The following is a 23785-nucleotide window of genomic DNA, read 5'->3' on the forward strand; positions in this document are numbered from 1 at the left end:
CGTCCTTATCGGTGAGTTCGGCCCAGGGTAAGCCAGCCGTTCAGTGTGGTGTCCTGGTCGGCGTTGGCGAACCGCACCGGCACCCCGCCGCGCAGCGGGTTGGCGACCCGCATGAGCAGCGTGTGTTCGCCCTTCTTCAGGCCGTGCAACCTGGTGGTGAGCTCGACCGGCGCACCCGGCAGGACACGGGTGAGCTTCCACGACGTGGTCCAGGTCCGGCCGGCGGCCGCCACCTCGACGGGCCAGTCATAGGGGAACGGGGCCACGCCGTCGTTCTGGATCTGTACGGCCACCTCGTCGCCCCTGATCCGGACCTTGGTCACCCGCAACGAGTAGCCGAGCGACTTCGCCGCCGTCAGCGCGTTGTCGTAGGCCGCGCCGGTGTAGCCGGGGCTGAAGGCGTAGTGGTTGAGCAGCCACGTCGCATGCGTCTGCGCGACGCTCCCGGCGAAGTCGCCCTCGCAGCCGCCCGAGAACAGGCAGCCCTGCAGTTCGGGCCGCAGCTCACCGGCGACCGTGTTGGTCTTCCACTTGTCGACGGTCCCCGCCTGCTGCATCAGGTCCATGAAGTGCCAGCCCGGACCGGGCAGCGTCGAGAAGACGAACGAGTCGTCGTGGTAACCGAGGTCGAGCCCCGCGTTGTCGGCCCCCGGATAGCGGACCATCAGCCGCGTCCGGTCGAACGCGGCGTCGTAGGCGCGCAGCACCCGCTGCTGCTGCGCCGGGGACGCGAACCAGTTCTCCGTGCCGTCGCCGTTGTACGGCCACGTGTGCCACTCACCCCAGAACCCCAGCAGCCCGAGCTGGACGAACCCGATCCGGGGATCCCCGTCGTAACGGCGGCCGAGGGCGGCGATGAACGTGTCGAGCGCGGCGACCAGATCGGGATCGTCGTAGTCGGGGGAGACGCTCAGCCCGTTGTTGCCGAAGTCGTCGTACGGCCTGGTCAGCAGACCTTGGTCGAGGAGGAACGACGGGATGCCGCTCGGCTTGGCGGGGTAGTCGAGATAGAACCGGAACGCCGCCTGGTGCCCTCTGCGGGCGATGGCGTCGAGCTGCGTTTCGAGCGCCCGCCAGTCGAAGCGGCGCGGCCCGGTCATCACCGCGTTCAGCGGCAGGTAGAACCACTCCATCGAGTGCGGGAACGTCGCGTACGCGTCGGCGTACGGGATGAAGCCCTTCAGCGGGTTGGCGGCGGGTTCCGGAGCGGCGGCGAGCGGCCGCCACTCAGGGTGCGCCTGGACGGGCGCGGCCACCAGGACGGCGGCGAGCAGAGCGGCTAAGAGCATCCGGGCAGGTCGGAGCACCATCGGGCCTCCATTGGGGCACTTATGAGTCAGCCTTGACAAATTTTCGATGCGCCACATCATTATTCGGGAGAGCCATCAAGGCAAGAGGGAGGCACCTCGATGATCGATGGAAAGCGGGTCGGCGCGGCCCTGCTGTGTGGGTTATTGGCACTCACCGGCTGCAGCGGCGGCGCCGGAGAGCCTGCGGCCGGCGGACCGGTCACACTCGACTACTGGCTGTGGGACGACAACCAGCAGGCCTCCTACCAGGCCTGCGCCGACGCCTTCCACGCCGCCAACCCCGACATCACCGTGAAGATCACCCAGACCGCGTGGGCGCAGTACTGGCAGAACCTCACCACCCAGCTCGCCGCCGGCGACGCCCCCGACGTCTGGACGAACCAGGTCTCCTACTACCCGCAGTTCGTCACCAGCCAGCAGATCCTCGACATCCAGCCCTACGTCGACGCCGACAAGGTCGACCTGACCCAATATCAGGACGGCCTGGCCGACCTCTGGACCAAGGACGGCAAGCGCTACGGCCTGCCGAAGGACTGGGACACCGAGGCCGTCGTCTACAACAGCGACCTGCTCGCCAAAGCGGGCGTCGACCCCGCCGACCTGGCGAACCTCACCTGGAACCCCGCCGACGGCGGTACGTTCGAGCAGGTCATCGCCAAGCTCTCGGTCGACGACCAGGGTCGCAACGGCCTCGACCCCGCCTTCGACAAGGACAACGTCGCCGTCTACGGCTACCTGCCCGAGTGGAACGACGGCTCCCAGGGCCAGAACGGCTGGGGCGAACTGGCCGCCGCCAACGGCTTCGTCTACCTCGACAAGAACCCGTGGGGCACCCAGTACAAGTACGACGACCCCAAGCTCGTCGAGACCATCGGCTGGTACAAGGCGCTGACCGACAAGGGCTTCGCGCCCCGCTTCGACAAGCAGTCGACGCTCGGCATCGACGCCGTGATGAACTCCGGCAAGGCCGCGCTGACCATCGCGGGCTCCTGGACCATCAACACCTACCTCGGCGAGGGCGCCCAGCAGAAGTTCGCGCTCGCGCCGCTCCCGGTCGGCCCGTCGGGCACCCGCAAGAGCGCCATCAACGGCCTGTCCGACGCCATCTGGGCCGGCACCGCCAACAAGGACGCCGCCTGGAAGTGGGTCAAGTACCTCGGCTCGGCCGACTGCCAGAACACGGTCGGCGACAACGCCGTGGTCTTCTCCGCCATCAAGACCGCCACCGACCGCGCGCTCGCCGCCCACAAGGCGAAGGGCCGTGAGGTCCAGGTGTACGTCGACTACACCAAGACCCCCGGCGGCACCTTCCTGCTCCCCATCACCGACCACGGCACCGAGATCAGCCAGATCGTCCAGGACGCGCTGCAGTCGGTGATCCTCGGCCAGATCTCCCCGGCCGACGCTCTCACGAAGGCCAACCAGCAGGTCAACGCCCTTTTCGTCTGACCATCGAGTTCCCCGGCGGGACGACCTCCCGCCGGGCACCCAGTGAGGAGAGCCATGCCCCTGCTCGTCGACCTGGCCGGTACGGTGTTCGCGGTCGAACCGGCCGGAACCGCGCCCCCCGAGCCCGTCGCCGGTGGCCTGATCCTGCCGCCGGGCCGGGTGGCGGTCCTGCACGGTCTCGCCGACGCCCTGTTCTACCGGCACGGCCAGAACTCGTGGAGCCCCTGCGGCTGGCGGCGCCTCAGCGAACCCCCGCTGCGGATCGCCAACCCCGAACGCCGCCTGACCGCCGACGACACCATTTGGGACGACCCGTCCCGCCACCACTCTTCCGCGGTGGCGGCGTTGCAGGGGGAGGACGGCAGGGTCCTCCTCCTGGGCTCGCTCGGGCTGGGCACCCCCCGATTGGCCGCCGACCACGACACCCTCGCCGGGTGGTGCGAAGACGACGGGGCGCCGTGGTTCCTGGCGTACGGCCCCGAACGGGAGGTCTTCGCCGACTACACCCGCCACCTGGCCGAACGCCTCGGCAGCAGCGACCGCCGGGCGGGGAACGTGTGGTGCACCTGGTACGCCTACTACGAGGGCATCACCGAGGAACTCCTGAACAAGGACATCGCCGGGCTCACCGGCCTGCCCTACGACGTCGTGCAGGTCGACGACGGATGGCAGAAGAGTGTGGGCGACTGGGAGCCCAACGAGAAGTTCCCTTCGGGCATGGCGGCGCTGGCCGCGCGCATCACCGGGGCCGGGATGCGGGCGGGCCTCTGGCTGGCGCCGTTCATCGCGTTACCGGGCGCCGAGCCGGACCCCGGGTTCCTGCTGCGCGACGCCTCCGGCGCCCCCGTCGAGGCCGGGCACAACTGGGGCACCGCCTACCGGGCGCTCGACCTCACCCACCCCGGCGTGCAGGAGCACCTGCGCGCTCTGATCCACCGGGTGGTGCACGAGTGGGGCTTCACCTATCTCAAGCTCGACTTCATCAACGCGGGCGCCATCCCCGGTGTCCGCTATTCGGGGGTGGCGCGGGAGCAGGCGTACAGAGACGCCCTGCACCTGATCCGCGAGGTGGCCGGGCCCGATGTCTACCTCCTCGGCAGCGGCGGACTGCTGCTGCCGTCGCTCGGCCTGGTCGACGGCATGCGCAGCGGCCCCGACGTCGCGCCGCTCTGGACCAACTACGCCACCGACGACCCCTCCGACGCGATGGCCTACAACGCCGTGGTGAACACCCTCCACCGGCTGTGGCAGGCGCCGTTGTTGCAGGTCGACCCCGACATCGTCTACTTCCGCAGCCGCCTCAACCTGCTGACCGACGCCCAGATGGCCTGGCTGCACGACCTAGCCGCCGTCTGCGGCTTCCGGGCGATCTCCGATCCGCCCTCGTGGCTCAGCCCGCCGGAGCTCGAACGGCTGCGCGCCTATCTGACGGAGGAGCCGGAGATCGTCCAGACCGGCCGCTACCGCTTCACGATCGACGGCCGCGAGGTCGACTTCACCGGGGCGCTGAGCCCCGGCCGCCAGTATCCGATCTCGTGAGAGGGCGGCTAGAATTACGCTTTCTCGTATCGTAATTAGGGGGTAGTGGTGGTCGACCCGGCCGGAGCCGACGTCAGCAGGCTCCGCGAACTCAACTCGCTCAGCATCGTGCGGGCGATGCGGGGCCAGCCGCCCGCCACCGTCACCGAACTGGCCGGACGCACCGGCCTGTCCCGGCCGGGAACCGACGTGGTGGTCCGCGGGCTGGTCACCGACGGCTGGGTCAAGGTCGTCGAACCCGACGGCAGCACCGTCGGCCGTCCCGCCCGCCGCTACCGCTTCAACGCCGACGCCGGTCACGTCTTCGGGGTGGACGTCGGGGCGCACAAGATACTCGTCCACCTGGCCAACCTGGAGGGCGAGGTTCTGCACAGCCGCCGCTCCCCGGTCGACCCCGACGCCGACCCGGCGGCCCGGCTCGCGGTCGTCGACGAGGCCCTCACCGACTGTCTCGCAGAGGCGGGGATGACCCCCGACCAGATCTGGGCGATCACGGTCGGCGTGACGGGCCCGGTCGACGCGTCGGGCCGCACCACCCTGTTCACCCCGTTGCCGGGCTGGGCCAGCGTCTCCCCGGCCGAGCACCTGGGGGCCCGGTTCACCTGCCCGATCATGGTCGAGAACGACTGCAAGCTCGCCGCCGTGGCCGAACGCTGGCAGGGCGCCGCCCAGGACGCCGACGACATCGTCTACCTGCTGGCCGGCATGCGAACGGGCGCGGGCCTGATCATCGACGGGACGCTGCGGCGCGGCTTCGGGGGAGCGGCCGGGGAGATCGGCGCACTGAAGGCGGTCCGCTGGCTGGCGGCCCCCTCCCACCTGGAGAACTTTCCCGGCACACCGGACGACATCCACCAGAACGACAGGGCGGCCTGGGTCTTCGAACGCGCACGTGAGGGCGACCGCGACGCGAAGGGCGCCCTCCGCCGCTATGTGAAGGACCTCGCCGTGGGCGCGGCGGCCCTGGTCCTGACCCTCGACCCGCAGGTCGTCGTGCTGGGCGGCGGCTACTCGCGCTCGGCCGATCTGATCATCGACCCGCTCCTCCAGGAGTTGGAGCGACTCTGCCTGCGGGTGCCCGAGGTCAGAGCCTCGAACCTGGGCGCCGACAGCGTCGCCCTGGGCGCGCTGAGAGTCGCCCTCGACCAGATAGACGCCCAGCTCTTCACCGACGGAATGCCTGCCCCGCTCACCGTCTAACCAAAGGCGCGGGATTCCGCCTCTGACCAGCGGGATTCGTCGCCGTGCGGGTCGTATTGCACGAGGGGCTGGGTTTCGGCCGCTAGGGCGCGCATCTCGTGGAGACCGTTGATCTCTCCGGCTGCTTGGGCTTGGACGAGGATGTTGCCCAGCGCCGTCGCCTCCGCTGGGCCCGCCACGACCGGGAGGCCGCAGGCGTCTGCCGTGAGCTGGCACAGGAGGGTGTTGCGGCTGCCGCCGCCGACCAGGTGGACCGCCTTGACCTGGTGGCCGGTGAGACGCATTGCCTCTCTGATCGCTCGGCGGTGGCCGAGGGCCAGGCTCTCCAGGATGCAGCGGACGAAAGCGGGCCGGTCTTCCGGTATCGGCTGGCCGGTGCGGTGGCACTCGGCGGCGATGCGTTCCGGCAGGTCGCCCGGTGCGATGAAGTCGGGGATGTCAGGATTTATCACTGCGGCGAAAGGTGGCTTGGCCGCTGCCGCCTCCAGCAGAGGTGCGAGGTCTGGGGCGCCCCACGAACGCAACGACTCTTGGAGGAGCCACAGGCCCATCACGTTGCGGAGGTAGCGGGTCGTTCCGCCGATGCCCGCCTCGTTGGTGAAGCCCGCCTCCCGGCTGGCCGCCGTCAGGACCGGTGCGGTGAGTTCCACTCCGGCCAGGGACCACGTTCCGCAGGAGATGTAGGCGAACTCGTCGTCCACGGCGGGGACCGCGACCACCGCAGAGGCCGTGTCGTGGGAGGCCACGGTCACGACGTCGGCGGTCCAGCCGATCTCGTCCACGCGCAGGGAACCGGCGGATTCGCCCGGTAGGCGCAGGGCGGGGAGAAGACGGGAGGGCAGGCCGAGCCGTTCCACGAGGGGCAGGGCCCATGAGCGGGTGCGGGCGTCGAGGAGGCCGGTGGTCGAGGCGTTGGTGAGTTCGGCGCCGCGCTCGCCGGTCAGCCAGTAGGTGATCAGGTCGGGGATGAGCAGCATCGTCTCGGCCTGGTCGAGATGGTCGGCGATCAGCTGGTAGACGGTGTTGAACGGGAGGAACTGCAGGCCCGACGTCTCGTAGAACACCTCGGCGCCGATCTCGCGGAGCAGGCGGTCCTGCACGCCGTCGGTACGCGCGTCGCGATAGTGGACGGGGTTGCCGAGCAGAGCACCCCGCGCGTCGAGCAGGCCGTAGTCGATCGCCCACGAGTCGATGCCGACCGACGAAGAAGGACCGGCGGCGCGCAGGCCCGCGAGGATCTCGCGGTAGAGGCCGAGGATGTCCCAGTGGAGGGTGCCGCGGACGCGTACCGGCCGGTTGGGGAAGCGGTGGGTCTCGGTGAGGCGCAGGCCGCCGGTCAGGTCGCCGACGATCACCCGGCCGCTGGAGGCGCCCAGGTCGACGGCGGCGAAGCGGCTCATCGGGTCGACTCCCTGATCACCAGTTCGGGCTGGAACATGATCTGCTGGTGGGCGTGGGTGGCGGGGTTGTCGCACTCGTCGAGCAGCAGGTCGGTGGCGACCCGGCCCAGCGCGTGGGTGGGCTGCCGGACCGAGGTCAGCGGGACCGACGACGCGGCGGCGAAGTCGATGTCGTCGTAGCCGACCAGCGCGACGTCCTCGGGCACGCGTACTCCGGCCCGGGTCAGTTCGCGCAGCAGGCCGAGGGCCATGAGGTCGTTGGCGCAGAACACCGCGTCGGGCAGGGCGCCTTCGGACAGCATCTTCGCGGCGGCGGCCTGGCCGTCGTTCGCGGTCATCCCGGTCATCTCGATCACCTGCACGGAACCGCCGCGCTCGGCGCCGGTCCTGCGGTCGAGGCACTGGCGGATCGTCAGGGGGCCGGTGACGTACGTGATCGACGCGGCTCCCCGCTCGCGGAGGTGCCCGGCGGCCATCGCGCCGCCCGCGACGTCGTCGACCGCCACCGAGCACTGGTCGGGCCTGGCCGCCGGATGGTCGACCAGCACGACGCTGATGCCGCGCTCGCGCAGCCGTTGGGCCGGGTTCTCGCCGGTCGGGGTGATGAGCACGCCGCGCACCCGGTGTTCGGCCAAGACCAGCAGGTTGCGCTGCTCGCGTACGACCGATCCGGCCGAGTTGCCCAGGATCACGGCGTAGCCGCGCTCACCGGCGGTCTCCTCGACGCCCGTCACCAGGTCGGCGAAGAACGGGTTCGCGATGTCCATGAGCGCGAGCCCGATCGTCTTGCTGTGCCCGGCCCGCAGGGTCGAGGCGGAGCCGTGCCGGACGAAACCCAGTTCCCTGATGGCGGCCTCGACCCGCAGCCGGGTCGGCTCGCTCACCTTCTCGGGACGGTTCAGCACGTTGGAGACGGTGCCGGGCGAGACGCCGGCGTGGTCGGCGACGTCCTTGATGCCCACGGCGCTCTGCATGCCGACGATTAAAACGTAACAATGCGTCCTCGGCAACGTTGACGGCCTGGCACCGCTGTCTTACGCTCAACCGCCATTGAAACGTTTTTATGATGAGGTGGTCGACAGTGGTGAAGGCTGGGCTCCGGGCGCTGCGCATTGAGACGCCTTCCTGGGCCTACGGCAACTCCGGCACCCGCTTCAAGGTGTTCGCCCAGAAGGGGGTGCCCAGGGACCCCTACGAGAAGATCGCCGACGCCGCCCAGGTGCACCGGTTCACCGGCGCCGCCCCGACGGTCGCGCTGCACATCCCGTGGGACCGCGTGGAGTCGTACACAGATCTGAAAGACCACGCGGAGCGCCACGGGGTCGCGATCGGCGCGATCAACAGCAACGTCTTCCAGGACGACGACTACATGCTCGGCAGCGTCACCAACCCCGACCCCGCGGTCCGCCGCAAGGCCCTCGGGCACCTGCTGGAGTGCGTCGACATCATGGACGCCACCGGCTCCGGCGTGCTGAAACTCTGGTTCTCCGACGGCACCAACTACCCGGGCCAGGACGACATCCGCGACCGGCAGGACCGGCTCGCCGAAGCCCTCGAAGCGGTCTACGCGCGGCTCGGCGACGACCAGCGGCTGGTGCTCGAATACAAGCTCTTCGAACCGGCCTTCTACGTCACCGACGTGCCCGACTGGGGCACCGCCTACGCCCACTGCCTGCGGCTCGGCCCGAAGGCGCAGGTCGTGGTCGACACCGGGCACCACGCGCCGGGCGTCAACATCGAGTTCATCGTGGCGTTCCTGCTGCGCGAGGGGAAGCTCGGCGGGTTCGACTTCAACTCCCGCTTCTACGCCGACGACGACCTGATGGTCGGCGCCGCCGACCCGTTCCAGCTCTTCAGGATCATGTACGAGGTCGTCAGGGCCGGCGGCCTCGATCAGGACGTGGCTTTCATGCTCGACCAGTGCCACAACATCGAGCCGAAGATCCCCGGCCAGATCCGGTCGGTCATGAACGTCCAGGAGGCCGTGGCCAAGGCCCTGCTCGTCGACCGCGACGCCCTGACCCTGGCCCAGCGCGAGGGTGACGTGCTGGGCGCCAACGCGGTGTTCATGGACGCGTACAACACCGATGTCCGCCCCCTGCTGGCCGGATTCCGCGAGGAGAACGGCCTCGCCCCCGACCCCATGAGGGCCTACGCCGCCTCCGGCTACGCCGAGCGCATCGTGGCCGAGCGGGTCGGCGGCGATCAGGCCGGTTGGGGCGCCTGATGGAAGGAAACGAGATGAACCCGGCCGTCCGGGAGCTGCTGGCGCGGGCGAACGCCCTGGGCGCCGACCCGCGCAACACCAACTACGGCGGCGGCAACGCCTCCGCCAAGGGGGCTGAGACCGACCCCGTCACCGGCTCGGAGACCGAGGTGATGTGGGTCAAGGGCTCGGGCGGCGACCTGGCCACCCTGACCGAGCCGGGGCTGGCGGTGCTGCGGCTCGACCGGATCCGCGAGCTGGTCTACCGGGGTGACGACGACGCCATGGTCCCCATCTGGGACCACTGCCTGTTCGGCAAGGGAGGCGCGGCCCCCTCGATCGACACCGCCATGCACGGCCTGGTCGACGCCGCCCACGTCGACCACCTGCACCCCGACGCCGGGATCGCGATCGCGACCGCCGCCGACGGCGAGGAGCTCACCCGCCGCGTCTTCGGCGACCGGGTCGCCTGGGTGCCGTGGCGGCGACCGGGTTTCCAGCTGGGCCTCGACATCGCGGCCATCAAGCGTGACCATCCGGAGGCGATCGGCGTCATCCTCGGCGGCCACGGCATCACCGCCTGGGGCGCCACGTCGGAGGAGTGCGAACGCCACTCCCTGGAGATCATCCGGACCGCCACCGTCTACCTGGAGGAGCACGGCCGCCCCGACCCCTTCGGCGCGAGGCTGCACGACCCGCTGCCGGAACACGAGCGCCAGGCACGGGCGGCGGCGCTGTTCCCGCTGGTCAGAGGGCTCGTCTCGACCGACGCTCCGATGGTCGGCCGGTTCACCGACACCCCCGAGGTGCTGGAGTTCCTGTCGCGGGCCGAGCATCCCCGGCTGGCCGCCCTCGGCACGTCGTGCCCCGACCACTTCCTGCGCACCAAGGTCGCCCCGCTCGTCCTCGACCTGCCGCCGGACGCGCCCCTCGACCAGGCCGCCGACCGGCTGAGAGAACTCGCCGCCGACTACCGCGAGGCGTACACCGCCTACTACGAACGGCACGCCACGCCCGATTCGCCGACGATGCGCGGCGCCGATCCGGCCATCGTGCTGATCCCCGGCGTCGGCATGTTCTCCTTCGGGCGCGACCGGCAGACCGCCCGGGTCGCGGGGGAGTTCTACGTCAACGCGATCAACGTCATGCGCGGCGCCGAATCGGTCTCCCGCTACGAGCCGATCCCGGAGGCCGAGAAGTTCCGGATCGAATACTGGGATCTGGAGGAGGCCAAACTCAGGCGGCTGCCCCCGCCGAAGCCGCTGGCCGGGCGGATCGCTTTCGTCACCGGCGGCGGTTCGGGCATCGGCGCCGCCACCGCCCGGCGGCTGGCCGCCGAAGGCGCCAACGTGGCCGTCGCCGACCGTGACCTCGCCTCGGCCGAGAAGGTCGCGGCCGAGATCGGCGGCCTGGCCGTGGAGGTGGACGTCACCTCCGAGGAGGCCGTCACGGCCGCCCTGCGGCAGACCGTATTGGCGTTCGGCGGGGTCGACCTGGTGGTCAACAACGCCGGGCTGTCGCTGTCGCGGTCGTTGCTGGAGACGTCCGTACAGGACTGGGATCTTCAGCATGACGTGATGGCGCGCGGCTCGTTCCTGGTCGCCCGGGAGGCCGCCCGGATCATGATCCCGCAGGGGATGGGCGGGGACATCGTCTACATCGCGTCCAAGAACGCCGTCTTCGCCGGGCCGAACAACGTCGCCTACGGCGCCGCCAAGGCCGACCAGGCACACCAGGTCAGGCTGCTCGCGGCCGAGCTCGGCGAGCACGGAATCCGGGTGAACGGTGTCAACCCTGACGGGGTCGTGCGCGGTTCCGGCATCTTCCAGTCGGGCTGGGGCGCGAATCGGGCCGCCCTGTACGGGGTTCCGGAGGAACGCCTGGGCGAGTTCTACGCCCAGCGGACCCTGCTCAAGCGCGAGGTCGTGCCCGACGACGTCGCCGCCGCCGTCTTCCTGCTCACCCGGCTGACCCACACCACGGGTCTGCACATCCCCGTGGACGCGGGTGTCGCCGCCGCCTTCCTGCGCTGAGGGCGGTTTCGGGCCGACCGTCGAGATGTGACGGTCGGCCCGTTCGGCATGCCTTCTGACCTGCGAAAACTCGTTACCTGGCCGTGTCTTTCGGCCTCTTGACCCCCATTATCGGTCCTCTGTTTACTGTGAATCGTTAACGGTAAACGAGAGGTAAAACAGTGGTCACGGCGAACAGACCGTCACGTGCGCCGGCGCTGGGCGACCAGCTCGCCGAGGTCCTGCGCGACCAGATCGTCCGGCGCGTGCTCCAGCCCGGCGCCCATCTCGTCGAAGACACCCTCGCCGCTCAGTACGACGTGAGCAGGGGCCCGGTCCGCGACGCGCTGCGCACCCTCGAGTCGCAGGGGCTGGTCGAGTCGCGGCGGCGCGGGTTCTTCGTCGTCGGGCTCACCCACAACGACATCGACGACCTCTACGAACTGCGCGAGGCCATCGAGGTGGTGGCTTCGACCCGGGCCATCGAGCACGGCACGCCCGCCCAGATCGAGGCGGCCCACCTGATCGTGCTGGAGATGGTGAACGCCGCCGACCGCTCGCACGCCCACGACTTCGCCGAGGCCGACCTGCGGTTCCACACGCTGATCTACCAGATGGCCGGCAACCGGCGGCTGCTCGACGTGTGGGAGGAGTACAAGCCGGTCCTCGCCAGCCTCATGCAGCTCACCGTCGAGGAGGACGTCGACCTCCACCCGTCGGCCCACGACCACGGCCGCCTGCTCGAACTGGTCGTCGCGGGCGAGCCGGAACCGCTGGTGGCCGAGGTGCGATCGCACCTGCGGGGCGCGCGGCAGCGGATGAGCCACGCGGTCAGAACGATGGTCGAAGCGTCATGACGACCATCACCAAGAAGGTTCACCGCCGCAGCCCTGCTGCGGTCTCGCGCAAGTTGCTCTGGTTCGCGGTTCCCGCCCTGGTCGTGTACGGCTTCGCCGTGGTGATGCCGACCCTCAGGGGCGGGATGCTGGCCTTCACCGACTGGGACGGCCTCTCCCAGACCTACGACTTCGTCGGCTTCGCCAACTTCGCGCAGATCTTCACCTCGGAGAGCTCGCTCGACGCGCTGAAGATGACCCTGATCTTCGCGGTCGCGGTCACCCTGCTCCAGAACGGCATCGGCCTGCTGCTCGCCCTCGGCGTCAACAACGGCCTGAAGTCGCGCAACGTGCTCCGGGTGCTGTTCTTCGCCCCGGTCGTCATCACCCCGGTCGTGGTGGCCTACCTCTGGAAGTTCATGCTCACCCCGAACGGGGCCGTGAACAGCCTGCTCGACGGGGTCGGCCTCGGGCTCCTCAAGCAGAGCTGGCTCGGCGACCCGACCTGGGCGGCCGTCTCGGTCGTCATGGTCATCGTCTGGCAGCACGCCGGATATTCGATGGTGATCTACCTGGCCGGGCTCCAGTCGATCCCGCAGGAGCTCCTCGAAGCCGCCGCCGTCGACGGCGCGGGCACCTGGCGGCGGTTCCGGTCGGTCGTCTGGCCGCTGCTGGCGCCCGCCACCACGATCAACGTGATGCTCACCATCATCGGCGGGCTCAAGATGTTCACCGAGGTGTTCGTGCTCACCGGGGGAGGCCCGGGTGGCGCGACCGAGACCCTCTCGACGCTGCTCTACAAGTCGGCGTTCCAGTTCGACAGGTTCGGCTACGGCATCGCCCTGGCCCTGGTGCTGGCCGCCGTCGTCGCGGTGTTCTCCGTCTTCCAGTACCGGCTCTCCAACGGGAAGGGCGGCCACTGATGTTCCGCTACACCCCGCGCACCGCCCTGCGCGAGCTCGCCATGATCCTGGTCGCGGCGGCCTTCGTCTTTCCGGTCTACATCCTGGTCAACCTGTCGCTGCGGGCCGGCAACGACGTCTCCTCGCCGCTGATGCCGGTGACCGCGCCGACCTTCGGCAACTACGTCGACGCGTGGGCGCAGGCCGGGCTCGGCAGCGCGCTGCTGAACAGCGCGATCGTGACCGTGGTCAGCGTGACGCTCATCGTCGTCATCTCGTCGATGGCGGCCTATCCGCTGGCCCGCGTCACCTCGAAGCTGTCGACCACGGTGTTCTGGCTGGTGCTCGCGGGCATGCTGGTGCCGTTCCAGGTGGCGCTGATCCCGCTCTACCAGAGCATGCGCGACCTGAACCTGCTCGGCTCGCTGTGGGCGCTGATCATCTTCTACAGCGGGGTGCAGGTGCCGTTCTCGGTCTTCCTCTACACCGGCTTCCTGCGGGCGCTGCCCAAGGAATATGAGGAGGCGGCCTCGATCGACGGCGCCGGCACGCTGCGCACCTTCGCCAGCGTGGTGTTCCCGCTGCTGCGCCCGATCACCGGCACGGTGGTCATCCTGAACGCGATCAACGTCTGGAACGACTTCCTGGTCCCGCTCCTCTACCTGAGCGGCACCCCGCAGCAGACCGTGACGGTCGCGCTCTACGCCTTCGTCGGGCAGTTCGTGTCCAACTGGCCGGTGGTCTTCGCCGGGCTCGTCATCAGCATCATCCCGGTCCTGGCCGTGTACTTCGCGATGCAGCGCCACATCATCCGGGGCTTCGCGGGAGGGCTGAAGGGATGACCGTCGACTGGCAGGCCGCGTGGATCGGCCGCAACCCGTTCTACCGCCAGGTGGCCACCCCGCCCCAGGACACCGACATCAGCTACACCGTCAACAAGCTCCAGCCGGTACGCCGCTTCGCCTACTCCTTCGACCTCTCCTCGGTGGGCCCGGCCGTCGTGCACGCCTCGGCGATGGGCGTCTACCGGCTCTACATCAATGGTCAGCGGGTCGGCCGTGACGAACTCGTGCCGGGCTGGACCGAATACCGCGAGCGGATCACCTACCAGACCCACGACGTGACCTCGCTGCTCCGCCCCGGCCGCAACGTGATCGCCGCCCTGCTCGGCGACGGCTGGTACGTCGGCTTCATCGGCACCGACCGCCGCCACCAGGCCCAGCACTACGGCAAGGAACCCGCGTTCCTGGCCCAGCTGGAGATCGGCGACCGCGTCATCGCGACGGGCGACGACGGCTGGCGCGAGTCCCCGAGCGACATCCTCTACGCCGACCTCCTCATGGGCCAGTACGAGGACTCCCGCCGCGTCGAACCCACGTGGCACCAGCCAGAACACGACCACTCCGAGTGGTCCCAGGCGGTGGTCGTCTCCCGCGACATCTCGAAGCTGGTCCCCGAGACCGACCCGCCGGTAAGAGCAACCGAACGCCTCAAAGCGGTCAGCGTGACGCCCACGAACGACGGCCTCACCCCAGGCTCGTCGCCCTCGAATGCGGCGAACCTCAACGGCCTCGCTCCAGAGCCGCCGGGCCGGTACATCGTCGACTTCGGGCAGAACTTGGTCGGCCGGGTCGCCCTCACCCTGCGCGGTCAGCCCGAAGGCACCCGGATCCAGCTCAACCATGCCGAGGTCCTCGACGAGAACGGTGAGCTCTACACCGCCAACCTGCGCACCGCCGAGCCGGTCGACGTCTTCTGGACCGACGGCTCCCCGGTCCAGGTCTTCGAGCCCAGGTTCACCCTCCACGGCTTCCGATACGCCGAAATTTCGGGCTATAGCGGGCAGCTCGCACCCGAAGACGTCGAGGCCGTCGTCCTCCACAACGACTTCGCGCTCACCGGTGAGTTCGAGACCTCCAGCCCCGACCTCAACCAGCTGGCCTCCAACATCCGCTGGAGCCTGCGCGGCAACTTCGTCTCCATCCCGACCGACTGCCCGCAGCGCGACGAGCGCCTCGGCTGGGTCGCCGACGCCCAGGTCTTCACCCCGACCGCCCTGCTGTTCGCCGACGTCGGCCCGCTGCTGCGCCGCTGGCTGCACGACGTCCGGGCCGTCCAGACAGAGGACGGCGCCTTCCCCGACATCGCCCCGCACCTCATCCACCTGCGCGAGGGCGCCCCCGCCTGGGGCGACGGCGGCGTGACCATCCCCTGGCACCTCTACCGGGCGTCGGGGAACGCCGAGATCCTGGCCGAGGCGGCCGACTCGATGATCGCGTGGGTACGCCACATCGAACGCCACAACCCGGATCTGATCTGGCGCGAACGGGTCGGCAACAACTACGGCGACTGGCTCCAGATCGGCGAGGAGACCCCGAAGGACGTCCTGGCCACGGCCTACTTCGCCCGCAGCGCCGACCTGACCGCCCGCAGCCTGGCCATCCTGGGCCGCGACGGGGAGGCGCGCGCCATGGCCGACCTCACGGAACGGATCAGGGCGGCCTTCCGCGCGGAGTTCGTGAAAGACGACGGCACCGTCCACGGAGACACGCAGGGGGCGTACCTGCTGACCCTGGCCTTCGACCTGGCCGCCGGAAAAGAGATCGAAGACCGGCTGGTGGAGACGGTCGAGCGGCGCGGGGTCTCGCTCACCACGGGGTTCGTCACCGTCGGCCTGCTCTGCCCGGTCCTCACGAAGATCGGGCGTTCCGACCTCGCCCACGCGCTGGTCCGCGACGACCGCTATCCCTCATGGCTGTTCTCGATCCGCAACGGCGCCACCACGATCTGGGAGCGCTGGGACGGCTGGACCCCGGAGAACGGATTCCAGTCGCCGAGGATGAACAGCTTCAACCACTACTCGCTCGGTGCCGTCGGCGAGTGGTTCTACACCGGGATCCTCGGCATCGACCAGGCCCCGGACTCGGCCGGCCACCGTCACATCAGGCTGGCCCCGCAGATCGACGCGTCACTCTCCTGGGCTCGCGGCGGAATCGACACGCCTCGGGGGCGGATCGAGAGCGCCTGGAGTCACGACGGCGAACTGATCGAGTGGTCGGTTCGCATCCCACCGGGGGAGGCCGCCGAGGCGGTCGTCCCGGTCTCGTCCGCCGACGCGGTCACGGAAGGAGGCGAGGCCGCGACACATCGGGAAGGCGTCACCCTCCAGGCGGAGCACCAGGGATTCACCCAACTGCGATTGGAACCAGGAAGCTACCACTTCCGATTTCCGGTCAGACGACCCGCTGCCACGCCGATCCACTGAAACACCGGGGTTCCCGCCCCCTTCCAAATTCGGAGTATATCGACCATGTCCCGTACCAAAGCAGTCATAGCGGGCGTCGCCGTGCTGGCGCTGGGCGCCTGCGGTTCGACGAGCACGCCGGACGCCGCCCCCGAGCAGACGGCCACCGCGCTGACCGTCGCCACCACCTCGAACAACCAGGCGCCGATGGAGGCGGTGATCGCGGCGTACAAGGCGAAGTCGGGCCTGGAGATCAACCTCACCGTCGCCGACACCGCGCAGTACCAGACCACGATCCGCACCCAGCTCTCGTCCGGCACCGCCCCCGACGTGTTCACGGTGTGGGCCGGCAGCGGCAACCCGGGCGCGATCGACATCCTGCAGAAGGCCGGTTACCTGGCCGACCTGTCGGGCCGCTCGTGGGTCGGGCAGGTGGAGCCGGGCACCGCCGACACGCTCAAGATCGACGGGAAGACCTACGGGCTGCCGTCCAAGCTCGACGCGATCGGCGCGATCTACAACGTGAAGACGCTCGCCGACCTCGGCCTGAAGGTGCCCGCCACCTACACCGAGCTGCTCAAGTACTGCGCGGACGTCAAGGCCAAGGGCAAGGTCGCCTTCGCCCTGGGCATCCAGACCGACTGGGTGGCCCAGCTGATCCCGTACGCGCTGACCGCCACGACCGTCTACGGTCAGACCCCGGCCTTCGACGACGACCTGGCCGCCAAGAAGTCGACCTTCGCCGGATCCGGCTGGAAGACCGCCTTCGACAAGTACCTCGAGATGGACAAGGCCGGCTGTTTCAACGCCGAGCCGCTCGGCACCGACGTGACCGCCTCCTACGGCCTGGTCAACACCGGTGAGGCCGTCGGCGTGGTGCAGGTGCTGGCGTCGTACCCGCAGATCGCCTCGACCGCCCCGGCCGGGACCGAGTTCGGCTTCTTCCCGCTGCCCGGCGACGACGGCGGCAAGAACCGCATCCCGCGCGGCATCGGCGTGAGCTTCTCGGTCAACGAGAAGGCGAAGAACAGGAACGGCGCGCTCGACTTCGTCGACTGGCTGGCCACGCCCGAGGCGATCGCGGCCTGGTTCGGCGCGGCGCCCGGCATCCCCGCCATCCAGGGTGCGACGGTCGACGCGACGCCGGTGATCAAGGGCGCGATGGACGTCATCGCGGCCGGTGACACCGCGCCGTTCCCCGACCAGAGCTGGCCGAGCGCCCAGGTCCAGGCGGCCCACCTGACGGGAGTGCAGCAGATGTTCTCCGGCCAGGCGACCCCCGACCAGGTGCTCGCCACGATGGACGAGGCCTACGCAGCCCAATAGAGCCCCGGCCCGGATGCGGGGTGATCGGCCCCGCATCCGGTGCGGACGATCCGGAAGCAGTCATGTCTGACATCATCACCGCCGTTCCCGTCTCCTTCACCGACGACGGTTTCCTCGACCTGACCGGGAGCAGGGAGATCCTCGAGTACGTCGCGGCCTCGGGCGTCCAGGGCGCGTTCGTCCTGGGCACGACGGGGGAGTTCCCCGCCCTGTCGATCGCCGAGCGGAACGCCGTCGCGGCGCTCTCGGTGGAGGTCCTGCGCGGCCTGCGCGTGATCATCCACGTCGGGGCCAACAGCGTGTTCGAGGTCGCCCAGCTCATCGCCGGGGCCCGCACCGCCGGGGCCCGGGAGATCGCCGTGCTCACGCCGTACTACCTGCCGGCTCCGGCCGAGGAGGTGTACGCGTACTTCCGCGAGGTGACCGCCCTGGCCGACGGACTCGACGTGTTCGTCTACCTCTTCGAGGCGCGCACCGGCGTGCCCGTCGACGCCGAACTGCTGGTGCGGCTGGCCGCGCTGCCGAACGTCGTCGGCGTGAAGGTGAGCGGTGAGTCGGTCGACCGGCTGGCCGGATACCGCACCCGTCTTCCCGAGGACTTCCTCGTCTACAGCGGCAGCGACGCCGACTTCGCCGCGGCCGTCCGCCGGGGCGCCGACGGGATCGTCTCGGGCGTCGCCTCGGCGTTCGCCAAGCCGTTCGTCGCCATGCGCAAAGCGCTGCTCGCCGGTGACGCCGACGAGGTCGCCCGCCTCCAGGACGACGTCGACGAGGCCGTCGACGCCATCCGCGGCGAGGCCACCCGGATGCTCGCCGTCCACCGCATCGCGGGCCGCCGGGTCGGCCGCTCGCGGATGCCGATCCCCGAGCCCGACGAGATCGCCCTCAAGCGGCTGGCTCGCGGCACCAAGCTCTTCCACTAAGGACCAGCGTGTTACTCAAGACCCTGCTCATCGCCGCCCTGATCGCCGTGCCGAACGGGCTGATCGACACCACGAACCCCGACACCCTCGGCCTGGAGACGGTTCCGGGCGTGGAGACGGCCACCGTCTTCTCGCCCGGCGCCACCGACAACAAGTACAACCACGGCGTGATCCTCATGCCGTTCAAGGGCCGCCTGTACGCCCAGTGGCAGAGCTCGATCCAGGACGAGGACGCCCCCGACACCATCGTCACCTACGCCACCAGCCACGACGGCCTGACCTGGTCGAACCCGACCCCGCTGACCGCACCGCGCACCGACGGCTACACCTCCAGCGGCGGCTGGTGGACCGACGGGCAGACCCTCGTCGCCTACCTGAACGTGTGGCCCCGCGCCCTCACCCCGCGCGGCGGCTACGCCGAGTACGTCACCAGCACCGACGGCGTGACGTGGAGCGTTCCGAAACGCGTCACCGGCGCCGACGGACAGCCCGTCAACGGCATCATCGAGCAGGACGTCAAGGCCCTGCCGAGCGGCCGGGTGCTGACCGCCTTCCACGTGCAGCCCGGCCTGTTCGTCAAGCCCTACTACACCGACGACCCGCTCGGCGTGACCGGCTGGAGGCAGGGCGCCTTCACCGGCAGGCCGCTCAACTCGGGCATGGACAAGGAGCTCGAACCGAGCTGGTTCCGCCGCCCCGACGGTTCGATCGTGATGGTCTTCCGCGACCAGGGCGGCTCGTTCCGCAAGCTGGCCGCCGTCAGCACCGACGAGGGCGCGACCTGGTCGGCGTCGGAGCAGAGCAACATCCCCGACTCGCGGACCAAGCAGAGCGCGGGCAACCTGCCCGACGGCACCGCCTACCTGGTCGGCAACCCGACCGGCACCCGCAACCGCTTCCCGCTCTCGGTGCTGACCAGCGCCGACGGCGAGAACTTCGATCGCGCCTACAACCTGCGCACCACCGCCGACCTCCAGCCGCTGCGCTACCCGGGCCAGTTCAAGTCGGTCGGCTACAGCTACCCGAAGAGCGTCGTCTGGAACGGCTTCCTGTACGCCGCCTACGGCACCAACAAGGAGGACGTGCAGGTCACCCGGGTCCCGCTCGGCGAGATCTCGCGGCTCGACGGCGCCACCGCCAGGCCCGCCCAGGGCACGCTGTCGAACGACAACGGCTGGGACACCGGCCTCAAGGACGGCGACTACACGATCACCATGAACCTGTGGTGGGGCACGCCCGGCGCGAGCTTCCGCCTCTACGAGAACGGCACGCTCGTGGCCGTCCGCCCCGGCGCCTCCCCGGCCACCGTGGCACTGAAGGGCCGCAAGAACGGGGTGTACGTCTACACCGGCGAACTCGTCAACTCCCAGGGCGTGACCGCGACGAGTTCGACCACGGTCACCGTGACCCAGGCGACCCCCGGCAAGCCGGTGCTGTCGAAGGCGAACGGGAAGGTCACCGCGAACCTGTGGTGGGGGACGAACGCGACCTCGTACCGGATCCTGGAAGACGGCGTGGTCGTGGCGGAGGGCCCGCTGGCCGCGAACACCCCCGGCGCGCAGTCGGCCTCCGCGCCGCTCTCGGCGGGCGTCCACACCTATGTTGCCGAGTTCACCAACGCGGCCGGCACCACCACGAGTGACCCGCTGACATGACGATCTGCGTGCTCGGCGTCGACATCGGCACCTCCGGTAGCAAGGGCGTCCTCGTCGAGAAGGCCACCGGCCGGGTCGTGGCCGAGGCGGCCGTCTCCCACGAGGTGTCCCGGCCGAGGCCCGGCTGGGTCGAGATGCCCGGCGAGACCTGGTGGACCGAGTTCGTCACGCTGGCCAGGAGACTCCGGACGCCGGGCACGCGGATCGAGGCGGTCGGGGTGAGCGGGATGGGCCCGTGCGTCCTGCTCACCGACGACGACGACGTGCCGGTCCGGCCCGCGATCCTGTACGGCGTCGACACCCGCGCCATGAACCAGGCCGCCCGCATGGGCGGACTCGACTCCCAGGCGGGCGGCCCCAAGATCGCCTGGGTGGCGGAGGAGGAACCCGACGTCTACGCGCGGGCCCGGCGGCTGTACATGCCCGCCTCCTGGCTGGTCCGCAAGCTGACCGGCGCCTATGTTCTGGACCACCAGTCGGCCAGCCAGATGCGCCCGCACTACGACCTGGAGCGGGAGACCTGGCACGACTGGCCTCCCGGCCTCGAACCGCCTTCGCTCGCCTGGGCCGATGCGGTCGCCGGAGCGATCACCCGGAAGGCGTCAGCGGAGACGGGGTTGCCGATGGGCATCCCCGTCACCACCGGCACCATCGACGCCTGGGCCGAGGCGGTCAGCGTCGGCGCGCACCATCCGGGCGACCTGATGCTGATGTACGGCACCACCATGTTCCTCATCGCCACCGGCACCGCGACCCTGCGCACCCCGTCGATGTGGACGACCGCCGGCGCCTACCCCGGCACCCGCAACCTGGCCGGCGGCCTGGCCACCTCGGGCGCCCTGACCACCTGGATCAGGGACCTGACCGGCTCGGACTACCCGACCCTGCTGGCCGAGGCGTCGAAGTCGCCCGCGGGGGCGAACGGCCTGCTGATGCTGCCCTACTTCGCGGGGGAGCGGACCCCCATCCAGGACCCGCACGCCCGCGGCGTCATCGCGGGCCTGACCCTGACCCACACGCGCGGCGACCTCTACCGCGCCGCGCTGGAGGCGACCGCCTTCGCGGTCCGCCACAACCTCGACACGATGCGCGCGGCGGGCGCCCGCATCGACAGGGTCGTCGCCGTCGGCGGCGGCACCCAGGGCGACCTGTGGCCGCAGATCGTCTCCGACGTCACCGGCCTGCCCCAGGAGATCCCCCGAACCAGGATCGGCGCGAGCTACGGCTCCGCCTTCCTCGCCGCCGGTTCCCCCCGCATCACGGCGTGGAACCCGATCGTCGCCACCGTGACGCCCTCGGGCTCCTACGACGACCTCTACCGCCTCTACCTCGACCTTTATCCCGGCACTGCGGGCGTCGTCCACGCCCTCGCGGAAGGACAGAACGCGTGACCTACGCATTCCCCCCGACGACCGAACTCCCCGCCGCACCCCCGAAGACCGCCTACCTGATCGCCAGCGGCGACCTGCGCGAATCGGCCAACCTCGCGGGCTGGCCCACCCAGGCCCGGATGGAGGCCGACGTGACCGCCGCCCTGGCCGAGCTCGGCTGGACGGTCATCCGCGCCAACCCCGTCTCGGAGACAACCGGGCACGGTTTCATCTCCAGCCAGCGCATGGGTCTGGAGGTGTTCACGACCATCCCGCCGGACGCCCCGCTGATCGTCGCCGAGGCGGTCTGGCAGTACAGCCACCACGTGCTCGCCGGGCTGCGCACCCACCGGGGCCCGATCCTGACCGTCGCCAACTTCGCAGGTGAGTGGCCCGGCCTGGTCGGGCTGCTCGGCCTCAACGCCGGGCTGACCAAGATGGGCGTCGGCTACGCCACGATCTGGTCGGTCGACTTCACCGACGACTGGTTCCGCGCCGGTCTGCGCGAGTGGACCGAGACCGGCCGCATCACCCACGACGCCTCGCATGTGCGCCCGCTGCCCGCGCTCCCCGACAGCGAGGAGAAGCGGCTCGGCGAGGCGCTCGGCGACCAGCTCCTCACGGAGAAGGCCATCATCGGCGTCTTCGACGAGGGCTGCATGGGCATGTACAACGCGATCTTCGACGACGAACTGCTCAACCGCATCGGCGTCTACAAGGAACGCCTCTCCCAGTCGGCCCTGTACGCCGAGATGCTGACCGTCCCCGACGCCGAGGCCGACGCCGCGCTGACGTGGCTGACCGACCGCGGCATGGTCTTCACGTTCGGCACCGACGAGAAGACCGAGCTCACCGAGGCGCAGGTCCGCTGGCAGCTCAAGATGTACGTCGCCGCGCTGCGCCTGTCCGACGACTTCGGCCTCGACGCCGTCGGCATCCAATACCAGCAGGGCCTCAAGGATCTCGTCCCCGCCTCCGACCTGGCCGAGGGCCTGCTCAACTCGACCGACCGCCCGCCGGTGCGCTCCCGCGACGGTTCGCGCGAGCTGTTCGCCGGCCGCGCGCTGCCCCACTTCAACGAGGTCGACGAGGGCGTGGCCGTCGACGCCCTGGTCACCGACCGGGTCTGGCGGGCCATGGGCCTGCTGCCCGACAACACCCTCCACGACGTGCGCTGGGGCGACGACCACGACGGGCAGTTCGTCTGGGTGTACGAGATCTCGGGCTCGGTCCCCGGCTCCCACCTGGGCGGCTGGGACAAGGCCGAGGGCTGGCGACAGGGCCCGGTCTTCTTCCCGGCGGGTGGCGCGACGATCAACGGCGTCTCCCAGCCGGGCGAGGTCGTGCTGTCGCGGGTGTTCCTCGCCGACGGCGTGCTCCAGGCCGACGTCTTCCGGGCCACGGTGATCGAGCTCCCCGAGGAGGAGACCGCCCGCCGCAAGAACGCGACCAACCCCGAGTGGCCGATCGCCCACGTCGTCCTGCACGACGTGAGCCGCGACCAGTTCATGGCCCGGCACAAGGCCAACCACGTGCAGCTCGTCTACGCCCCCGACGCCGAGACCGCCGACCGGGCCCTGGTCGCCAAGGCCGCGATGTTCGACCGCATCGGGATTCAGGTCAACCTGGTGGGCCGGGTGCGCACCAGGTAGACCAGCGCCACGACGAGCACGACCAGGCTGGTCCACACGTTCAGCCGCAGGCCGAGCAGGTGGTACGCGGGATCGACGCGCAGCATCTCGATCCAGACGCGGCCGGTGGCATAGGCGACGGCGTACAGGGCGAAGAGGCGGCCCCTGTCCAGGTTCACGCTGAGCAGGAGGACCATGACGCCCAGGTCCCACAGCGACTCGTAGAGGAAGGCCGGGTGGTGGAGGTACGGCGAACCGTCGATCTCCAGCCCCCAGGGGAGGGTGGTCGGGGAGCCGTACAACTCCTGGTTGAACCAGTTGCCCCACCGGGCGATCGCCTGGCCGAGGGCGATGCCCGGGGCCACCAGGTCGGCGAAGTCGCGCAGCGGCACCCCGATGCGGCGGCAGGCGATCCACGCCCCGAGCGCGCCGCCCGCCAAGGCGCCGTAGATGCCGAGGCCGCCCTCCCAGGTCATGAAGATCTTCAGAGGGTCGTCGGCGTACCGTTCCCAGGTCGTGGCCACGTGGTAGAGACGCGCGCCCACGATGCCGAAGGGGACGGCCCAGGTGGCGATCTCGACGATCAGGCCGGGATCGCCGCCGCGCGCCCGCATGCGGCGGCGGGTCAGCCACAGGCCCGCCGCGACGGCGAGCACCATGAGCAGGGAGTAGGCGCGGATCGGCAGCGGGCCGAGATGCCAGACGCTCTGGCCGGGGCTGGGGATGGTCACCCGCCGAGTCTGCTTTCGCGGGGCCGGGCGCCACATCGAGCGGTTCGCCGA

General features: G+C 70.1%; 18 protein-coding genes. 14 read left to right on the forward strand and 4 right to left on the reverse strand.

From position 1 onward, the window contains the following. Window positions 1–5: 5 nt before the first annotated feature. A complete protein-coding gene (locus ACYQ78_RS04275) occupies window positions 6–1310 on the reverse strand; it encodes a hypothetical protein (protein WP_459799330.1) in 1305 nt (434 codons plus the stop codon). A 99-nt stretch (window positions 1311–1409) separates the two neighbouring features. Between ACYQ78_RS04275 and ACYQ78_RS04280 the strand changes: the two genes are divergently transcribed. The 3 genes from ACYQ78_RS04280 to ACYQ78_RS04290 are packed head-to-tail and all read left to right on the forward strand — an operon-like array spanning window position 1410 to window position 5498. Beyond that, on the forward strand, window positions 1410–2759 hold the full coding sequence (locus tag ACYQ78_RS04280; protein ID WP_459799331.1) for an ABC transporter substrate-binding protein: 1350 nt from the start codon (window positions 1410–1412) through the stop codon (window positions 2757–2759). Between the two features lie 54 nt (window positions 2760–2813). Continuing rightward, on the forward strand, window positions 2814–4298 hold the full coding sequence (locus ACYQ78_RS04285) for a glycoside hydrolase family 36 protein (RefSeq protein ID WP_459799332.1): 1485 nt from the start codon (window positions 2814–2816) through the stop codon (window positions 4296–4298). 45 nt (window positions 4299–4343) lie between these two features. After that, on the forward strand, window positions 4344–5498 hold the full coding sequence (locus ACYQ78_RS04290) for an ROK family transcriptional regulator (RefSeq protein WP_459799333.1): 1155 nt from the start codon (window positions 4344–4346) through the stop codon (window positions 5496–5498). Here ACYQ78_RS04290 and ACYQ78_RS04295 read toward each other — a convergent pair. Together ACYQ78_RS04295 and ACYQ78_RS04300 are read right to left on the reverse strand one after the other, a co-directional pair. Continuing rightward, window positions 5495–6898, reverse strand: a complete 1404-nt coding sequence (locus tag ACYQ78_RS04295) for a rhamnulokinase (protein ID WP_459799334.1) — start codon at window positions 6896–6898, stop codon at window positions 5495–5497. The two genes, ACYQ78_RS04290 and ACYQ78_RS04295, sit on opposite strands and share 4 nt — an antisense overlap. Beyond that, window positions 6895–7872, reverse strand: coding sequence for a LacI family DNA-binding transcriptional regulator (locus tag ACYQ78_RS04300; protein WP_459799335.1), 978 nt, complete (start codon window positions 7870–7872; stop codon window positions 6895–6897). The genes ACYQ78_RS04295 and ACYQ78_RS04300 overlap by 4 nt, the downstream gene beginning before the upstream one ends. Before the next feature lie 92 nt (window positions 7873–7964). On the opposite strand from ACYQ78_RS04300, the gene rhaI reads away from it, so the two are divergent. The 11 genes from rhaI (at window position 7965) to ACYQ78_RS04355 (ending at window position 23024) form a co-directional block, all read left to right on the forward strand. Continuing rightward, window positions 7965–9125: an L-rhamnose isomerase gene (gene rhaI, locus ACYQ78_RS04305; RefSeq protein ID WP_459799336.1), complete on the forward strand. Its 1161-nt coding sequence runs from the start codon at window positions 7965–7967 to the stop codon at window positions 9123–9125. Window positions 9126–9139: 14 nt separating this feature from the next. Further along, a complete protein-coding gene (locus ACYQ78_RS04310) occupies window positions 9140–11137 on the forward strand; it encodes a bifunctional aldolase/short-chain dehydrogenase (RefSeq protein WP_459799337.1) in 1998 nt (665 codons plus the stop codon). Window positions 11138–11298: 161 nt separating this feature from the next. Further along, window positions 11299–11973 carry a GntR family transcriptional regulator gene (locus ACYQ78_RS04315; RefSeq protein WP_459799338.1) on the forward strand — a complete coding sequence of 225 codons (675 nt, stop codon included), beginning with the start codon at window positions 11299–11301 and terminating at the stop codon, window positions 11971–11973. Further along, window positions 11970–12875 carry a carbohydrate ABC transporter permease gene (locus ACYQ78_RS04320; protein ID WP_459799339.1) on the forward strand — a complete coding sequence of 302 codons (906 nt, stop codon included), beginning with the start codon at window positions 11970–11972 and terminating at the stop codon, window positions 12873–12875. The genes ACYQ78_RS04315 and ACYQ78_RS04320 overlap by 4 nt, the downstream gene beginning before the upstream one ends. After that, entirely contained in the window at window positions 12875–13696 is an 822-nt protein-coding gene (locus ACYQ78_RS04325) for a carbohydrate ABC transporter permease (RefSeq protein WP_459799340.1), read from the forward strand. Before ACYQ78_RS04320 ends, ACYQ78_RS04325 begins: the two co-directional genes overlap by 1 nt. Then, entirely contained in the window at window positions 13693–16119 is a 2427-nt protein-coding gene (locus ACYQ78_RS04330; RefSeq protein ID WP_459799341.1) for a family 78 glycoside hydrolase catalytic domain, read from the forward strand. The genes ACYQ78_RS04325 and ACYQ78_RS04330 overlap by 4 nt, the downstream gene beginning before the upstream one ends. A gap of 45 nt (window positions 16120–16164) precedes the next feature. Beyond that, on the forward strand, window positions 16165–17424 hold the full coding sequence (locus ACYQ78_RS04335) for an ABC transporter substrate-binding protein (RefSeq protein ID WP_459799342.1): 1260 nt from the start codon (window positions 16165–16167) through the stop codon (window positions 17422–17424). Window positions 17425–17486: 62 nt separating this feature from the next. Then, the gene (locus ACYQ78_RS04340; RefSeq protein WP_459799343.1) at window positions 17487–18347 is read left to right on the forward strand and encodes a dihydrodipicolinate synthase family protein; all 861 of its coding nucleotides are present in this window, start codon (window positions 17487–17489) and stop codon (window positions 18345–18347) included. A gap of 8 nt (window positions 18348–18355) precedes the next feature. After that, entirely contained in the window at window positions 18356–20002 is a 1647-nt protein-coding gene (locus tag ACYQ78_RS04345) for an exo-alpha-sialidase (RefSeq protein WP_459799344.1), read from the forward strand. After that, window positions 19999–21393, forward strand: a complete 1395-nt coding sequence (locus tag ACYQ78_RS04350; protein ID WP_459799345.1) for an FGGY-family carbohydrate kinase — start codon at window positions 19999–20001, stop codon at window positions 21391–21393. The genes ACYQ78_RS04345 and ACYQ78_RS04350 overlap by 4 nt, the downstream gene beginning before the upstream one ends. Continuing rightward, window positions 21390–23024 carry a hypothetical protein gene (locus tag ACYQ78_RS04355; RefSeq protein WP_459799346.1) on the forward strand — a complete coding sequence of 545 codons (1635 nt, stop codon included), beginning with the start codon at window positions 21390–21392 and terminating at the stop codon, window positions 23022–23024. Before ACYQ78_RS04350 ends, ACYQ78_RS04355 begins: the two co-directional genes overlap by 4 nt. Here the strand turns inward: ACYQ78_RS04355 and lgt are convergent. Further along, window positions 22988–23734 carry a prolipoprotein diacylglyceryl transferase gene (lgt, locus tag ACYQ78_RS04360; RefSeq protein ID WP_459799347.1) on the reverse strand — a complete coding sequence of 249 codons (747 nt, stop codon included), beginning with the start codon at window positions 23732–23734 and terminating at the stop codon, window positions 22988–22990. The genes ACYQ78_RS04355 and lgt overlap by 37 nt on opposite strands. Window positions 23735–23785: the final 51 nt, after the last annotated feature.

This window comes from Herbidospora sp. RD11066, from assembly GCF_054661255.1.

Bases quoted from the DNA above. Each gene is read 5' to 3' on its own strand.
- ACYQ78_RS04275 (WP_459799330.1), bottom strand. From the start codon at position 1,310: ATGGTGCTCCGACCTGCCCGGATGCTCTTAGCCGCTCTGCTCGCCGCC.
- ACYQ78_RS04280 (WP_459799331.1), top strand. From the start codon at position 1,410: ATGATCGATGGAAAGCGGGTCGGCGCGGCCCTGCTGTGTGGGTTATTG.
- ACYQ78_RS04285 (WP_459799332.1), top strand. From the start codon at position 2,814: ATGCCCCTGCTCGTCGACCTGGCCGGTACGGTGTTCGCGGTCGAACCG.
- ACYQ78_RS04295 (WP_459799334.1), bottom strand. From the start codon at position 6,898: ATGAGCCGCTTCGCCGCCGTCGACCTGGGCGCCTCCAGCGGCCGGGTG.
- ACYQ78_RS04300 (WP_459799335.1), bottom strand. From the start codon at position 7,872: ATGCAGAGCGCCGTGGGCATCAAGGACGTCGCCGACCACGCCGGCGTC.
- rhaI (WP_459799336.1), top strand. From the start codon at position 7,965: ATGAGGTGGTCGACAGTGGTGAAGGCTGGGCTCCGGGCGCTGCGCATT.
- ACYQ78_RS04310 (WP_459799337.1), top strand. From the start codon at position 9,140: ATGAACCCGGCCGTCCGGGAGCTGCTGGCGCGGGCGAACGCCCTGGGC.
- ACYQ78_RS04320 (WP_459799339.1), top strand. From the start codon at position 11,970: ATGACGACCATCACCAAGAAGGTTCACCGCCGCAGCCCTGCTGCGGTC.
- ACYQ78_RS04325 (WP_459799340.1), top strand. From the start codon at position 12,875: ATGTTCCGCTACACCCCGCGCACCGCCCTGCGCGAGCTCGCCATGATC.
- ACYQ78_RS04330 (WP_459799341.1), top strand. From the start codon at position 13,693: ATGACCGTCGACTGGCAGGCCGCGTGGATCGGCCGCAACCCGTTCTAC.
- ACYQ78_RS04335 (WP_459799342.1), top strand. From the start codon at position 16,165: ATGTCCCGTACCAAAGCAGTCATAGCGGGCGTCGCCGTGCTGGCGCTG.
- ACYQ78_RS04340 (WP_459799343.1), top strand. From the start codon at position 17,487: ATGTCTGACATCATCACCGCCGTTCCCGTCTCCTTCACCGACGACGGT.
- ACYQ78_RS04350 (WP_459799345.1), top strand. From the start codon at position 19,999: ATGACGATCTGCGTGCTCGGCGTCGACATCGGCACCTCCGGTAGCAAG.